This window comes from Pseudomonas sp. WS 5021, assembly GCF_012985535.1.
In the GTDB taxonomy this organism is placed as follows: domain Bacteria; phylum Pseudomonadota; class Gammaproteobacteria; order Pseudomonadales; family Pseudomonadaceae; genus Aquipseudomonas.
On record NZ_JAAQWP010000001.1, the window covers coordinates 185000 to 199949 of the forward strand.

Here is a 14950-nt window from a genome sequence, read left to right on the forward strand (position 1 = left end):
TGTGAAAACGCCTGAACGAGACCCAGCCATGAGTGAAGAGATTCTGATCAATATCACGCCGATGGAATCGCGCGTGGCGGTGGTAGAAAACGGTGTTTTGCAAGAAGTGCACGTCGAGCGCACCCAGAAGCGCGGGATTGTCGGCAATATCTATAAAGGCAAGGTTGTAAGGGTGTTGCCGGGCATGCAGGCGGCCTTTGTCGATATCGGCCTGGACCGCGCGGCGTTTATCCATGCCTCGGAAATTTCCCTGCGCGAAGGCCCGGCGGTCGAAAGCATCAGCGCCCTGGTGCATGAAGGGCAGAGCCTGGTGGTGCAAGTCACCAAGGACCCGATCGGCTCCAAGGGCGCGCGCCTGACCACACAGTTGTCGATTCCTTCGCGTTACCTGGTGTACATGCCGCGCACTGCCCATGTCGGTATTTCCCTGAAAATCGAAGACGAAGGTGAGCGTGAGCGCCTGAAAAAGGTCGTCAGCGATTGCGTGGCGGCCGAAGGCATCAAGGAGGCCGGCGGCTTTATCCTGCGTACCGCCGCCGAAGGTGCCGGTGCCGATGAAATCCTCATGGACATCCGCTACCTGCGGCGGCTGTGGGACCAGATCGGTGCCCAGATCAAGACCGTCGGCGCGCCGAGCGTCATCTATGAAGACCTGGGCCTGGCCCTGCGGACCTTGCGCGACCTGGTCAGCCCCAAGATCGAGAAAATTCGCATCGATTCGCGGGAAACCTTCCAGCGCACCACGCAATTTGTTGCCGAACTGATGCCGGAAATCGCCGACCGCCTGGAGCACTACCCCGGTGAACGGCCGATTTTCGACCTATATGGCGTCGAGGACGAAATCCAGAAGGCCCTGGAGCGCAAGGTGCCACTCAAGTCTGGTGGCTACCTGGTGGTCGACCCGGCAGAAGCCATGAGCACCATTGATGTGAACACCGGTGCTTTCGTCGGCCATCGCAACCTTGAAGAAACCATCTTCAAGACCAACCTCGAGGCCGCCACCGCCATTGCCCGCCAACTGCGCCTGCGCAACCTGGGCGGGATCATCATCATCGACTTCATCGACATGGAAGATGGAGAGCATCAGCGCCAGGTATTGCGCACCCTTGAAAAGCAACTAGAGCGCGATCACGCCAAGACCAACATTATCGGGATCACCGAGTTGGGCCTGGTGCAGATGACCCGCAAACGCACCCGCGAGAGCCTTGAGCAGGTGCTGTGTGAGCCGTGCAGCAGTTGCCAGGGGCGCGGCAAGTTGAAGACCCCGGAAACGGTTTGCTACGAGATTTTCCGGGAAATCCTGCGGGAGGCACGCGCTTACCAGGCCGAGGGTTATAGAGTCCTGGCCAACCAGAAGGTGGTGGACCGGTTGCTGGACGAAGAGTCGGGCAACGTTGCGGAATTGGAGGGCTTTATTGGCCGCACCATCCGTTTCCAGGTCGAAACCATGTATTCCCAGGAACAATACGACGTGGTGCTGCTCTGATCCGCATCAGTCTTTTTCAACGAGACCGCCAGACCTTGATCTGCCGTCCGACTATTACCTTGAGGGTCGCCTGACATGGAGCGTCTGCAACGCTTTTTTGCCGCACTGACCCGTTGGGGCCTTGGCCTGTGTGCATTGCTGTTGGTACTGGCGGCGGTCTACGTCAGCCTGGGTCGTGAATTGACGCCATTGGTGGCGGAGTACCGCGGCGAAGTCGAGGCCAAGGCGCAGGCGGCGGTTGCTATGCCCCTGAGTATTGGCAGCCTGGAGGGGCGCTGGAGCGGTTTTGCCCCGGTATTGCTGGCCCATGACGTGATGGTCGGTGAAGGCAGCAGTGCCTTGCGCCTGGACCAGGTGCAAGTGGTGCCCGACCTGTGGGCCAGCCTGCTGGCGTGGGATGTGCGCATTGCCCATCTGGAAGTCAGCGGCTTGCAGCTCAGCGTCAAGGAAGACCAGGACGGCCGCTGGGCGTTGCAAGGCCTGCCGGTGCAGGACGACCAGCCCCTGGACCCCGAGCAACTGCTCAAGCGCATGCAGGCGGTGGCCAAGGTCTCGCTGCTGGACAGCCAGGTCACCTTGCAGCCGTTCGAGCAAGCGCCGCTGACCTTGACCTATGTGGGGCTGAGCCTGCAAACCGGTACCACCCGCCAGCGCCTGGATGCGCGCCTGACCTTGCCCGATGGGCAACCGCTGGCCCTCAGCCTGCGCACGCGGATCCGTGCCAGCCAGTGGCGCGACGGTGAAGTGCAGGCCTACCTGAGCCTGCCCCAGAGCAATTGGGCGCAGTGGATTCCGGCGAAGTTGACTCGGGACTGGAAACTCAGCGAGTTGAAAGCCGGCGGTGAATTCTGGCTGACCTGGGCCAATGGCACGCTGCAAAGCGCCGCCGCCCGGCTCAATGCGCCACAGGTGAAGGTCCGTTATGCCCAGCGCAAGCCCACGAGCATCCAGAACCTGGGCCTGACGGCTTACCTGCAGCGCAGCGACAGCGGCCTGAAGGTGATCTTCGATTCGTTGGCCATGAACCTGGGCGACACCCGTTGGGAGTCGCACCTGCAATTGCAGCAAACCCTGGCCACTGATAAGGCGCAGGAAACCTGGAGGCTGCAGGCCGACCGCCTGGACCTGACACCGATTACCCCTCTGCTCAACGCCCTCGCGCCATTGCCGGAAGGTTTTGCCAAGACCGTCGAAGCGTTGAAGGCCACGGGCGTGCTGCGCAATGTGCTGGTGGATTATCGTCCCCAGGACGCGGGCGATCAGCGCGTGAGCTTTGCTGCCAACCTCGAGCGCGTGGGCTTTGACGCCTATTTCGGCGCGCCGGCAGCCCGCAACGTCTCCGGCAGCATCAGCGGTGACCTGGGCCAGGGCGAACTGCGCATGGACAGCAAGGATTTCGTCCTGCACCTGGACCCGATTTTCGCCAAGCCCTGGCAGTACCTCCAGGCCAACGCGCGCCTGACGTGGAAGCTGGATAAGCAAGGTTTCACGCTGATCGCGCCGTATATCAAGGTGCTGGGGGAAGAGGGCAAGATCGCAGCGGATTTCCTGATTCGCCTGCATTTCGATCATAGCCAGGAAGACTACATGGACCTGCGGGTCGGCATGGTCGATGGCGATGGGCGCTTTACCCCCAAATACTTGCCGGCGGTCCTGAGCCCGGCCCTGGATGAATGGCTGCGTACGGCAATTCTCAAGGGCGCGGTCGATGAAGGCTTCTTCCAGTATCAAGGCTCGCTGAACCACGATGCGGTGACGGCGGCACGCAATATCAGCCTGTTCTTCAAGGTGCATGATGCCGAGTTGGCGTTCCAGCCGGGCTGGCCTCATGTGAGCAAGGTGGCCGGTGAAGTGTTTGTCGAAGAGACCGGCGTGCGCATCCTGGCCAGCAAGGGGCAATTGCTCGATACCAAGGTCAAGGGGATCTACGTCAACATTCCCCATGCGTTGCCCGGCCATGACAGCCATCTGCTGCTGACGGGCGGGTTTGCCGGTGGGCTGGGGGACGGCCTGAAGATCCTCCAGGACGCGCCCATCGGTACGGCATCGACGTTTGCCGGCTGGAAGGGCGAGGGCGACCTGCAAGGTTCCCTGGACCTGGATATTCCCCTGGCCAAGGGCACCGAGCCGAAGATCGTGGTGGACTTCAAGACCGACAAGGCGCGCCTGCAACTGGCCGAGCCGACTCTGGACCTGAACCAGCTCAAGGGTGAGTTCCGCTTCGACAGTGCCAAGGGCCTGAGTGGGCAGAACATCAGCGCCCAAGCCTTCGACCGGCCGATCACGGCGCAGATTGCGGCCGGTGGCAGACCGGGCAATCTCAGCACGCGGGTCACGGCCAAGGGCCAGGTGACGGTCAAGCGGCTCACCGACTGGCTGAAAGTCAGCCAGCCGCTGCCCGTATCCGGAGATATCCCTTATCAACTGCAACTGGACCTGGACGGTGCCGACAGCCAGTTGCGGGTCAGCTCCAACCTCAAGGGCGTGGCGGTGGATTTGCCTGCGCCATTTGGCATGCCCGCCAGCCAGGGCCGTGACAGTGTGTTGCGCATGACGTTGCAGGGCGCGGAGCGGCGCTACTGGTTTGATTACGGCGAGTTGGCAAACTTTACCTTTGCCGCTCCGGCGAACAATTTTACCCAGGGCCGTGGCGAGCTGTTCCTCGGGGATGGTGATGCCTTGCTGCCCGGTGGCAAGGGCTTGCGGATTCGCGGGGTATTGTCGGAGCTGGATATCGATCCCTGGAAGAAGTTGGTCGACCGTTACGCCGGCAATGACCCAGGCGGCAATGCCAAGCAACTGTTGAGCAGTGCCGACTTCAAGATCGGCAAGCTGACAGGGTTTGGTACCCAACTCGACCAGGTCGCCCTGAAACTGGACCGCAAGCCCGCTGCCTGGGGCTTGCAGCTCGACAGCCAGCAGGTCAAGGGTACTGTGGGCCTGCCGGATGCCAAGGGCGCCCCCATTGCCATCAACCTGCAGTACGTGAAGTTGCCGGCGGTCGATCCTACGGTGCAGGCCGATGAAAACGCGCCTGATCCCCTGGCGAGCATCGATCCCAAGGACATTCCCGCGCTGGATATCGCCATTGCCCAGTTGTTCCAGGGGCCTGACTTGATCGGCGCCTGGTCGTTGAAGGTGCGCCCGACAGCCAAGGGCATGGCGTTCAACAACCTAGACCTGGGCCTCAAGGGCATGCAGCTCAAGGGGGCCGGTGGCTGGGAGGGTGCGCCGGGCGCCAGCAGCAGTTGGTACAAGGGGCGCCTGGACGGCAAGAACATCGCCGATGTGCTCAAGGGCTGGGGTTTTGCGCCCACGGTCACCAGCCAGGACTTCCATCTGGATGTTGACGGGCGCTGGCCGGGTTCGCCCGCGTGGGTTGGGCCCAAGCGTTTTTCCGGCAGCCTGGATGCTTCGTTCCGCAAGGGCCAGTTCGTCGAGGTCGAGGGCGGTGCCCAGGCGTTGCGGGTATTTGGCCTACTGAACTTCAACTCGATTGGCCGGCGTTTGCGCCTGGACTTCTCGGATTTGCTTGGCAAGGGCCTGAGCTACGACCGGGTCAAGGGCCTGCTGGCCGCCAGCAATGGTGTGTTTGTGACCCGCGAACCGATCATCCTCACCGGGCCGTCGAGCAACCTGGAGCTTAACGGCACCCTGGACCTGGTGGCCGATCGTGTGGATGCCAAGTTGCTGGTGACTTTGCCGGTGACCAACAACCTGCCGATTGCCGCGTTGATTGTGGGCGCGCCGGCCATTGGTGGCGCGTTGTTCCTGATCGACAAGCTGATCGGTGATCGGGTGTCGCGTTTCGCCAGCGTCCAGTACAAGGTGGAAGGGCCCTGGAAAGATCCCAAAATCACCTTTGACAAGCCATTTGAAAAACCACAGTAAGCGCCTGTGGAGTAGCATGGCCCCATGCTTTTTTTGGAGTGTCGGCCCATGTGCTTTGCGGTAATCCAGATGGTCAGCCAGAGCGACGTCCTGGCCAACCTAGCCCAAGCCCGGAGCTTGCTGGAGCGGGCGGCGGCAGGGGGCGCGCAACTGGCGGTCCTGCCGGAAAACTTCGCCGCCATGGGCCGCCGCGACGTGGCGGCTATCGGCCGCGCCGAAGCGGTTGGCGAGGGGCCGATCCTGCCCTGGTTGAAACTGGCCGCCCGCGACCTCAACTTATGGATAGTGGCCGGTACCTTGCCATTGCCTCCCCTCGGGCAGCCCGACGCCAAGTCCAACGCCTGCTCGCTGTTGATCGACGCGCAGGGGCAGATCGCGGCCCGTTACGACAAGCTGCACCTGTTTGACGTGGATGTGGCTGACACGCGCGGTCGTTATCGTGAATCCGACGACTATGCTTACGGCAACCAAGTGGTGGTGGCCGATACGCCGGTAGGGCGTCTGGGGCTCACGGTCTGTTACGACTTGCGCTTCCCGGAGCTGTACAGCGAATTGCGCGCGGCGGGCGCCGAATTGATTACCGCGCCTTCGGCCTTTACGGCGGTAACCGGCGCGGCGCACTGGGATGTGCTGATCCGTGCTCGGGCAATCGAAACCCAGTGTTACCTGCTGGCGGCCGCCCAGGGCGGAGTACATCCGGGGCCGCGGGAAACCTATGGCCATGGGGCGATTGTCGACCCATGGGGGCGAGTGCTGGCACAACAGAATCAAGGCGAAGCGGTGTTGTTGGCCGAACGCGATAGCAGCGAACAAGCGTCGATACGGGCGCGCATGCCGGTGGCAGGCCACCGGCGCTTTTTCTCGCAGGGCGCGCAGCGACCTGCTTCAGAACGATGAATTTAAGGCCGAACCTATGAGCGAGTTGTTGTCCTCAGTCAGTGAACACCTCCTGGCGCCCGGTGGCGTGACCATCGAAAATTTGCAAACCGTACTGGGCGACCTGGCCGGGCCGGGCATCGATGCCGCAGACCTGTATTTCCAGGGCCAGATCTCCGAGTCATGGTCCCTGGAAGACGGGATCGTCAAGGATGGCAGCTTCAACATGGACCAAGGGGTTGGCGTGCGTGCGCAATCCGGTGAAAAGACCGGCTTCGCCTACAGCAATGCCATCACCCTGGAAGCCCTGGGCCTGGCCGCCCGCGCGGCGCGCTCGATTTCCCGTGCTGGGCAGAATGGCACCGTGCAAGCGTTCAGCACCCAGGACGTGACCCAGTTGTACGGCCCGGATAACCCGCTGGAAGTCATGACCCGAGCCGAAAAGGTCGAGCTGCTCAAACGCGTGGATGCTGCAACCCGTGCCCTTGACCCGCGCATCCAGCAGGTGAGCGTGAGCATGGCCGGGGTCTGGGAGCGGATCCTGGTGGCATCCACCGATGGTAGCCTGGCGGCGGATGTGCGGCCGCTGGTGCGTTTCAATGTCAGTGTGATCGTCGAGCAGAACGGGCGTCGCGAGCGCGGCGGCCATGGCGGCGGTGGGCGTACGGATTATCGCTATTTCCTCGCCGAAGACCGCGCCATGGGCTATGCCCGCGAGGCGTTGCGCCAGGCGCTGGTCAATCTGGAAGCCATCCCGGCACCGGCCGGTACGTTGCCGGTGGTGCTGGGTTCGGGCTGGTCCGGTGTATTGCTCCACGAAGCGGTAGGGCATGGCCTGGAAGGCGACTTCAACCGCAAGGGCAGTTCCGCCTACAGCGGGCGCATGGGCGAAATGGTCGCCTCCAAACTCTGCACCATCGTCGATGACGGCACGTTGGCTGGTCGCCGTGGTTCCCTGAGCGTCGACGACGAAGGGACGCCGACCGAGTGCACCACGCTGATCGAAAACGGTGTGCTCAAGGGCTACATGCAAGACAAGCTCAACGCGCGCCTGATGGGTGTGGCGCGCACCGGCAACGGTCGTCGCGAGTCCTACGCGCATTTGCCGATGCCCCGCATGACCAATACCTACATGCTCGCAGGCGAAAGCGATCCGGCAGAGATCATTGCCTCGGTGAAGCGCGGGATCTATTGCGCCAACCTTGGTGGCGGCCAGGTGGACATCACCAGCGGCAAGTTCGTGTTCTCCACCAGCGAGGCCTATTTGATCGAGGACGGCAAGATCACCGCGCCGGTCAAGGGGGCAACCCTGATTGGCAACGGCCCGGAAGCCATGAGCAAGGTGTCGATGGTCGGTAACGACCTGGCGCTGGACAGCGGTGTGGGGATGTGTGGCAAGGATGGGCAGTCGGTGCCGGTCGGTGTCGGCCAGCCAACCCTGAAAATTGATGCGATCACCGTGGGTGGCACGGGGTCGTAAGGCGTGGAGCTTCGGGTGGCGAAGACCGCCACCCGGGGAAGAGGATCAGCGCAGGCCGCGTTGAGTCTCGTCCAGCTCTCGGATGTACTTGAAGATTTTACGGCTGGTGGCCGGCGCCTTGTTCTGTGCCAGTTCGTGCTGGGCCTGACGGATCAGGGAGCGCAGTTGCTGGCGGTCGGCATCCGGATAGTCCAGGACGAACTTCTCCAGTACAGCGTCGTCACCGCCGATCAGGCGGTCGCGCCAACGCTCCAGGTTATGGAAACGTTCGTTGTACTGGCGTGTGGAAGCATCGAGTTGGTCGAGCAAAGTCAGAATGGCGTCAGTGTCCTGGTCGCGCATCAGCTTGCCGATAAACATGATGTGCCGTTTACGCGCGATATTCGCGGTGTGCTTGGGTGCATCTGCCAGGGCCCGGCGCATTTCGTCGGTCAGAGGCAGTTTGGCAATCAAGTCCGGCTTGAGTGTTGTAAGGCGCTCGCCGAGATCAACCAGAGCATGCAGCTCGCGTTTGACCTGGGTTTTGCTTTTCTCCCCATCGAGGGAGTCGTCGTAAGAATCAACCATGGTGGCAGTCCGCAAAGAAACGCCGCCATGATAACCAGTCGGGGGCCGCTTGTCCGGCCCGGTCGCTCGATGGCCTTAACCGAAAGCAGAATTTGAGTGGAGAACACCATGAGTGCAGCCCAAAGCGTCGGTCCACAAGCGTTACCGGCACTGCAGGAACAAGTTGAACAGATCATCGCGGAGGCCAAGCGCCAGGGTGCCAGTGCCTGTGAAGTGGCGGTATCCCTGGAGCAGGGCCTATCGACTTCGGTACGCCAGCGGGAGGTGGAAACCGTTGAGTTCAACCGCGACCAGGGTTTTGGCATCACCTTGTATGTGGGGCAGCGCAAAGGCTCGGCCAGCACCTCGGCCAGTGGCCCGGAAGCCATTCGCGAAACCGTCGCCGCCGCCCTGGCGATTGCCAAGCACACTTCCGAAGACGAGGCCTCGGGCTTGGCGGATGCGGCCCTGATGGCGCGGGACCTGAAAGATTTCGATCTGTATCACGCCTGGGATATCACCCCCGAGCAGGCCATCGAAAAGGCCCTGGCCTGCGAAGCCGCGGCGTTCGACACCGACAGCCGGATCAAGAATGCCGATGGCACTACCCTGAGTACCCATCAAGGTTGCCGTGTGTATGGCAACAGCCACGGGTTTATCGGCGGCTACGCGTCGACACGCCATAGCTTGAGCTGCGTGATGATTGCCGAGGCCGATGGCCAGATGCAGCGTGACTACTGGTATGACGTAAGTCGCCAGGGTGAGCTGTTGGCGGACCCGGTGAGCATTGGCCAGCGCGCCGCGCAACGGGCCGCGAGCCGCCTGGGCGCACGCCCGGTGCCGACGTGCGAAGTGCCGGTGCTGTTTTCGGCGGAGTTGGCGGGTGGCCTGTTCGGCAGTTTCCTGGGGGCGATTTCCGGGGGCAACCTGTACCGCAAGTCGTCGTTCCTTGAGGGCGCGCTGGGGCAGAAGTTGTTTCCCGAGTGGCTGACCCTGGATGAGCGCCCGCACCTGATGCGCGCCATGGGCAGCTCGGCCTTTGATGGCGATGGACTGGCAACCTACGCCAAGCCGTTTGTCGAGAACGGTGAGCTGGTGTCCTACGTGCTCGGCACCTACGCCGGGCGCAAGCTCGGTTTGCCCAGCACCGCCAACTCCGGTGGCGTGCACAACCTGTTCGTGACCCATGGCGACGAAGACCAGGCGGCGCTGCTGCGGCGCATGGGCCGTGGCTTGTTGGTGACCGAATTGATGGGCCATGGCTTGAACATGGTGACGGGGGATTATTCCCGAGGTGCGGCAGGGTTCTGGGTGGAGAATGGCGAAATTCAGTTCGCAGTCCAGGAAGTGACCATCGCCGGCAACATGCGCGATATGTTCAAACAGATCGTCGCCGTGGGTAACGATCTGGAACTGCGCAGCAATATCCGCACTGGCTCGGTGCTGATCGAACGCATGACCGTCGCCGGCAGCTAAGTACCAACCGGTTACACAACAGCGCCACCCCAAGGGTGGCGCTTTTTTTTGCCTGGAATATCCCAAGGCCGACAAAGGTATAGGTTCAAGAGCTTGTTTTGATTCTCAATATCATTTAATAATAAATATCATTATCGAGTGAGCGTGGATCATGAGTTCTGTCCTGCACGAGGATCCCTACCTGGAAAGCTGGCGCTGGATGAGTCGCCAGATTCGCTGTGGGCTCAACCCTGACGAGCCGCGCCTGATCGAGCATTATCTGAACGAGGGGCGCTACCTGGCCTGCTGCACGGCTACGCACCCGTGGACCATCGCCGAGACCTCGTTCCGCCTGCTGATCGATACCGCCACCGATATCGCCTTGCCCTGGCATTGGCGCTCCACGTGCCTGGACCAGGCCTGGCGCCCGCTGCGCGACCTGGAAAACCTCTCTCACTGCGCCTGTCGCCTCAAGCGCTGGCAGACCTTTGCCTGGCAATTGGCGACTTGCGAACTGCAACCTTCGATTTCTCACTCCGACTTGGTGCAAGGATCTTCCGATGAGTAATACCCGTATCGAACGCGACAGCATGGGCGAACTGCGAGTGCCGGCCGACGCGTTGTATGGCGCACAAACCCAGCGTGCGGTGGATAACTTTCCGATCAGCCACCAGCGCATGCCGACCCAGTTCATCCGTGCCCTGATCCTGGCCAAGGCCGCGGCCGCCAAGGCCAACGTCGATCTCAAGCAGATCAGTGCAAGCCAGGGCAAAGCCATCGTCGACGCCGCCCAGGGTTTGCTGGAAGGTGACTTCATGCAGCACTTCCCTGTGGATATCTTCCAGACCGGCTCCGGCACCAGCTCCAACATGAATGCCAACGAAGTGCTTGCGACCCTGGCCAGCCGCCTGTTGGGCGAACCGGTCAACCCTAATGACCACGTCAATTGTGGGCAAAGCAGCAACGACATCATCCCGACCACCATTCACGTCAGCGCCGCGCTGGTGTTGCATGAACAGACGTTGCCGGCATTGCTGCACCTGGTTGAGGTGATCGAGCGCAAGGCGGTAGAGGTTCATCCGTTCATCAAGACCGGGCGCACTCACCTGATGGACGCCATGCCTGTACGCATGAGCCAGGTTCTCGAAGGGTGGGCGCAGCAACTCAAGGCCAATATCGCTCACTTGCAGGGCTTGTTGCCAAGCCTGCAGGCCCTGGCCCAGGGCGGTACTGCGGTAGGTACCGGGATCAATGCGCACCCTGAGTTTGCGGCGCGTTTCAGCCAGCAGTTGAGCAGCCTGACCCAGGTGCAGTTCACACCGGGTACGAACCTGTTTGCTCTGATTGGCTCCCAGGACACCGCCGTCGCCGTCTCCGGCCAACTGAAGGCCATTGCCGTGTCGCTGATGAAAATCGCCAACGACCTGCGCTGGATGAACTCCGGCCCACTCGCCGGTCTCGGTGAAATCGAGCTCGAAGGCCTGCAACCAGGCTCGTCGATCATGCCGGGCAAGGTCAATCCGGTGATTCCAGAGGCCACCGCAATGGTTGCGGCACAGGTGATCGGCAATGACAGCGTAATCACCATCGCCGGTCAGTCCGGCAACTTCGAACTCAACGTGATGCTGCCGATCATCGCCCAGAACCTGCTCAGCAGCCTGGAGCTGTTGGCCAACTCCAGTCGTCTGCTGGCAGACAAGGCCATCGCCAGCTTCAAGGTCAACGAACCCAAGCTCAAGGAAGCGCTGTCGCGCAACCCGATCCTGGTCACCGCACTCAACCCGATCATTGGGTACCAAAAGGCCGCTGAAATCGCCAAGAAAGCCTATCAACAAGGCCGGCCGGTGATTGATGTGGCGCTCGAGCACACCGACCTGCCCCGCAGCCAACTGGAAGTCCTCTTGGACCCGGAAAAGCTCACGGCGGGTGGCGTGTAATTACCGACCCTGCTTTGGAGGCTCACCATGGAGCACTGGAAACGCACGATCGAACGGGCCAATCGCTGCTTTGTGCAAGGCGAACTGGTGGATGCCCGCGAGCATTACCTGCAAGCCCTGGCCCTGGCCCAAGTGTTGTTCGAGCGCTGGGGTGATGCCGACGAGGCGGTGGCGGCCTGCGTCATTTCCCATCACAACCTGGCGGACCTGCATCTGCGCCTGAACCAGCCTGAAGAAAGCGCCGAATACCTCTGCGCCATTCACCAGCGCTTGCTGCAGACCATGCAGGACACCCGGCTGCCTCAAGCATTGCGCGAGGCAGCCTTGCGCCAGAGCAGCAAGACCTACGTCGAACTGTTGAATTTCATCAGCGATCACGGCGAGTACCCCCGTACCCATCGCTTGCTGGGCAGCAATACGGCGCAGACGGATGCGCCGACCCGCAACAGCCCTTTCTATGGAGCACATTGATATGTCCTACACCTTGCCTGCCTTGCCTTACGCCTACGACGCCCTGGAACCGCATATCGATGCGCAAACCATGGAAATCCACTACACCAAGCACCACCAGACCTACATCAACAACCTCAATGCCGCCGTCGAAGGCACCGAGTTCGCCGGCTGGCCCATCGAGAAACTGGTCTCCAGCGTCCAGCAACTGCCGGAAAAACTGCGCGCAGCGGTGATCAACCAGGGGGGCGGGCATGCCAACCACTCGTTGTTCTGGGCGGTCATGTCGCCCAAGGGCGGCGGCAAGCCCGAAGGTGCCCTGGGCCAGGCGATTGATGCACAGTTGGGTGGCTTTGATGCCTTCAAGGAGGCCTTCACCAAAGCTGCGCTGACCCGCTTCGGCAGTGGTTGGGCCTGGCTGAGCGTGACCCCGCAAAAGACCCTGGTGGTCGAGAGCAGTGGTAACCAGGACAGCCCGTTGATGAACGGCAATACGCCGATCCTCGGTCTGGACGTCTGGGAGCACGCCTACTACCTGCTGTATCAGAACCGCCGTCCTGAATACATCAACGCTTTCTACAGTGTTATCAACTGGCCGGAAGTCGCTGAGCGCTACCAGGCTGCACTGGCTTAATGCCCTCTCATAACAAGACCTAAGGCCGACTATGGGCACTGAAACACTGGCGATCAGCAGCGTACGAATGTTCCGCTATGCGTTTGGCTCGCTGCTGCTATTGGCTGGAACTGCATTGCTGGTGGCCCACGGGCTGGCCTGGCTGAACCTCGAGCCGCGGATCCTGCGTGCCCTGCAAGGTGGCGCAATCTGTGCCCTGGGCACTGCATTGGGCGCGGTGCCGGTACTGGTGATCCGGCGGATGCCGTTGGCGGTCAGCGACACACTGCTGGGGTTTGGCGCTGGCGTGATGTTGGCGGCGACCGCGTTTTCGCTGGTCGTGCCGGGGATTGCCGCCGCTGAAAACCTGGGGCTCAGCCCCTGGGCGTCCAGCGGCCTGATCAGCTTCGGCATCATGCTGGGCGCCTTCGGCCTGTTCCTGGTGGACCGCAAGGTCTCCGGTGCCAGTCCGGAGCTGCTGGTTGGCACCCCTGACAAACCGGTAATTCCACCACGCATCTGGCTGTTTGTATTTGCCATCATTGCCCACAACATCCCCGAAGGCATGGCGGTGGGCGTCTCGGCGGGGGGCGGCATGCCCGATGCCGACAGCCTGGCCATGGGCATCGCCTTGCAGGATGTACCGGAAGGGTTGGTGATCGCGTTGGTGTTGGCTGGGGCGGGGATGTCGCGGGTCAAGGCCTTCTTGATCGGCGCGGCATCCGGGCTGGTGGAGCCGGTGTTTGCCGTGTTGTGTGCCTGGTTGGTCAGCCTGGCCGAGATGCTGCTGCCTTTGGGCCTGGCCCTGGCGGCGGGGGCGATGCTATTGGTGGTGACTCATGAAGTGATCCCCGAGTCGCGCCGCAATGGTCATGACAAGCTCGCCAGCCTGGGGTTGTGCATTGGGTTTTGCCTGATGATGGCAATGGATACAGCGCTGGGCTGATGCCTAGCGCAAACCCAATGTAGGAGCTGGCTTGCCTGCGATGCAGGCACCCCGGTTTTTCGTCTAGACCGAGGTGATGCTATCGCAGGCAAACCAGCTCCCACGCAAGCCCGTACAGGGGCTATTCGCCTTCATCGAAGTAATTGTTGATTAGCTTCACCAGCGCATCCAGCGCTTCCTGCTCCTGCTCACCTTCGGTCTTCAGATGAATCTTGGTGCCCTTGCCTGCGGCGAGCATCATCATGGCCATGATGCTTTTACCATCGACCATGGACTCCGGTGTACGCCCGGCACGCACCTGGCAAGGAAACTGGCCCGCTACCCCGACAAATTTAGCCGACGCGCGGGCATGCAGGCCCAGTTTGTTGATGATTTCAATTTCCAGAGCGGGCATCGCGAAGGTGTTCCTTTCAGCTGAGGTCGCGGTGGCGAACCTGGACATTCTTGAGGGTTTTCTGCAAGACCTGGCCCAGCCGCTCGGTCAGGTAGACGGAGCGGTGATGCCCGCCGGTACAGCCGATAGCGATGGTGACGTAGGCCCGGTTGCTGGCGGCAAAGCGCGGTAGCCACTTGAGCAGGTAGCTGGAGATGTCCTGGAACATCTCTTCCACATCCGGTTGCGCCGCCAGGTACTCGGCAACCGGTAGGTCCAGCCCGGACTGATCGCGCAGTTCCGGCTTCCAATAAGGGTTGGGCAGGCAACGCACGTCAAATACCAGGTCGGCGTCTACCGGCATGCCCCGCTTGAAACCAAAGGATTCAACCAGGAAGGCCGTGCCCGGTTCCGGTTGGTTCAGCAGGCGCAGCTTGATGGCGTCACGCAGCTGGTAAAGGTTCAGGCTAGTGGTATTGATCTTGAGGTCGGCCAAATCGATGATCGGCCCCAACAGCTTGGTCTCGTCTTCGATGGCTTCGGCCAGCGAGCGGTGTGGGCTGCTCAGCGGGTGGCGGCGACGGGTCTCCGAGAAGCGCTTGAGCAGCGTTTCTTCGTCGGCGTCCAGGTACAGCACGTCGCAATGAATATGCTTGGCACGTACCTCTTCAAGCAATTCCGGGAATCGCGTGAGGTGGCTGGGTAGGTTGCGTGCATCGATCGAAACGGCCACCAACGGTTGCGCCAGTTCGGTATGGATCAGCGCGCGCTCAGCCAGCTCGGGCAGGAGGCCAGCCGGCAAGTTGTCGATGCAATAGAAGCCGTTGTCCTCTAACACATTGAGGGCCGTACTTTTACCTGAGCCGGAACGCCCGCTGACGATGATCAAACGCATGA

The 14950-nt window shown here is 61.6% G+C and carries 13 protein-coding genes; 10 read left to right on the forward strand and 3 right to left on the reverse strand.

All coding sequences use genetic code 11. The features are described 5' to 3' along the window. The first annotated feature begins 28 nt into the window (after positions 1–28). From rng to tldD, 4 genes are all read left to right on the forward strand, one after another. Entirely contained in the window at positions 29–1486 is a 1458-nt protein-coding gene (rng, locus tag HBO19_RS00885) for a ribonuclease G (RefSeq protein WP_170056736.1), read from the forward strand. Between the two features lie 75 nt (positions 1487–1561). Beyond that, positions 1562–5377 carry a YhdP family protein gene (locus HBO19_RS00890; RefSeq protein WP_170056737.1) on the forward strand — a complete coding sequence of 1272 codons (3816 nt, stop codon included), beginning with the start codon at positions 1562–1564 and terminating at the stop codon, positions 5375–5377. A 48-nt stretch (positions 5378–5425) separates the two neighbouring features. Continuing rightward, positions 5426–6274: a carbon-nitrogen hydrolase family protein gene (locus HBO19_RS00895; RefSeq protein ID WP_169950900.1), complete on the forward strand. Its 849-nt coding sequence runs from the start codon at positions 5426–5428 to the stop codon at positions 6272–6274. Positions 6275–6290: 16 nt separating this feature from the next. Further along, positions 6291–7733: a metalloprotease TldD gene (tldD, locus tag HBO19_RS00900; protein ID WP_169950898.1), complete on the forward strand. Its 1443-nt coding sequence runs from the start codon at positions 6291–6293 to the stop codon at positions 7731–7733. A 45-nt stretch (positions 7734–7778) separates the two neighbouring features. Here the strand turns inward: tldD and yjgA are convergent, their stop codons facing one another. Next, positions 7779–8300 carry a ribosome biogenesis factor YjgA gene (gene yjgA / locus HBO19_RS00905; protein WP_029291815.1) on the reverse strand — a complete coding sequence of 174 codons (522 nt, stop codon included), beginning with the start codon at positions 8298–8300 and terminating at the stop codon, positions 7779–7781. Positions 8301–8408: 108 nt separating this feature from the next. Here yjgA and pmbA point away from each other — a divergent pair, with 108 nt between their 5' ends. From pmbA to HBO19_RS00935, 6 genes are all read left to right on the forward strand, one after another. Further along, entirely contained in the window at positions 8409–9755 is a 1347-nt protein-coding gene (pmbA, locus tag HBO19_RS00910) for a metalloprotease PmbA (protein WP_169950896.1), read from the forward strand. A gap of 151 nt (positions 9756–9906) precedes the next feature. Continuing rightward, positions 9907–10302 carry a FagA protein gene (locus tag HBO19_RS00915; protein WP_169950894.1) on the forward strand — a complete coding sequence of 132 codons (396 nt, stop codon included), beginning with the start codon at positions 9907–9909 and terminating at the stop codon, positions 10300–10302. Next, on the forward strand, positions 10295–11671 hold the full coding sequence (locus tag HBO19_RS00920) for a class II fumarate hydratase (protein ID WP_169950891.1): 1377 nt from the start codon (positions 10295–10297) through the stop codon (positions 11669–11671). The genes HBO19_RS00915 and HBO19_RS00920 overlap by 8 nt, the downstream gene beginning before the upstream one ends. A 27-nt stretch (positions 11672–11698) precedes the next feature. Continuing rightward, positions 11699–12142 carry a hypothetical protein gene (locus HBO19_RS00925; protein WP_170056738.1) on the forward strand — a complete coding sequence of 148 codons (444 nt, stop codon included), beginning with the start codon at positions 11699–11701 and terminating at the stop codon, positions 12140–12142. Between the two features lies 1 nt (position 12143). Further along, on the forward strand, positions 12144–12755 hold the full coding sequence (locus HBO19_RS00930) for a superoxide dismutase (RefSeq protein ID WP_169950887.1): 612 nt from the start codon (positions 12144–12146) through the stop codon (positions 12753–12755). Positions 12756–12786: 31 nt separating this feature from the next. Beyond that, the gene (locus HBO19_RS00935; RefSeq protein WP_169950885.1) at positions 12787–13680 is read left to right on the forward strand and encodes a ZIP family metal transporter; all 894 of its coding nucleotides are present in this window, start codon (positions 12787–12789) and stop codon (positions 13678–13680) included. Positions 13681–13801: 121 nt separating this feature from the next. Here HBO19_RS00935 and HBO19_RS00940 read toward each other — a convergent pair whose 3' ends face one another. Next, on the reverse strand, positions 13802–14074 hold the full coding sequence (locus HBO19_RS00940; protein WP_170041742.1) for an HPr family phosphocarrier protein: 273 nt from the start codon (positions 14072–14074) through the stop codon (positions 13802–13804). A gap of 16 nt (positions 14075–14090) precedes the next feature. Further along, positions 14091–14948, reverse strand: a complete 858-nt coding sequence (rapZ, locus tag HBO19_RS00945; RefSeq protein ID WP_169950881.1) for an RNase adapter RapZ — start codon at positions 14946–14948, stop codon at positions 14091–14093. Between the last annotated feature and the right edge of the window lie 2 nt (positions 14949–14950).

What these genes read in the sequence shown, in the direction of transcription:
- HBO19_RS00930 (WP_169950887.1), top strand. Translation starts at nt 12,144, where the DNA reads ATGTCCTACACCTTGCCTGCCTTGCCTTACGCCTACGACGCCCTGGAA.
- HBO19_RS00940 (WP_170041742.1), bottom strand. Translation starts at nt 14,074, where the DNA reads ATGCCCGCTCTGGAAATTGAAATCATCAACAAACTGGGCCTGCATGCC.
- tldD (WP_169950898.1), top strand. Translation starts at nt 6,291, where the DNA reads ATGAGCGAGTTGTTGTCCTCAGTCAGTGAACACCTCCTGGCGCCCGGT.
- yjgA (WP_029291815.1), bottom strand. Translation starts at nt 8,300, where the DNA reads ATGGTTGATTCTTACGACGACTCCCTCGATGGGGAGAAAAGCAAAACC.
- rapZ (WP_169950881.1), bottom strand. Translation starts at nt 14,948, where the DNA reads ATGCGTTTGATCATCGTCAGCGGGCGTTCCGGCTCAGGTAAAAGTACG.
- HBO19_RS00935 (WP_169950885.1), top strand. Translation starts at nt 12,787, where the DNA reads ATGGGCACTGAAACACTGGCGATCAGCAGCGTACGAATGTTCCGCTAT.
- rng (WP_170056736.1), top strand. Translation starts at nt 29, where the DNA reads ATGAGTGAAGAGATTCTGATCAATATCACGCCGATGGAATCGCGCGTG.
- HBO19_RS00920 (WP_169950891.1), top strand. Translation starts at nt 10,295, where the DNA reads ATGAGTAATACCCGTATCGAACGCGACAGCATGGGCGAACTGCGAGTG.
- HBO19_RS00895 (WP_169950900.1), top strand. Translation starts at nt 5,426, where the DNA reads ATGTGCTTTGCGGTAATCCAGATGGTCAGCCAGAGCGACGTCCTGGCC.
- pmbA (WP_169950896.1), top strand. Translation starts at nt 8,409, where the DNA reads ATGAGTGCAGCCCAAAGCGTCGGTCCACAAGCGTTACCGGCACTGCAG.
- HBO19_RS00890 (WP_170056737.1), top strand. Translation starts at nt 1,562, where the DNA reads ATGGAGCGTCTGCAACGCTTTTTTGCCGCACTGACCCGTTGGGGCCTT.
- HBO19_RS00915 (WP_169950894.1), top strand. Translation starts at nt 9,907, where the DNA reads ATGAGTTCTGTCCTGCACGAGGATCCCTACCTGGAAAGCTGGCGCTGG.
- HBO19_RS00925 (WP_170056738.1), top strand. Translation starts at nt 11,699, where the DNA reads ATGGAGCACTGGAAACGCACGATCGAACGGGCCAATCGCTGCTTTGTG.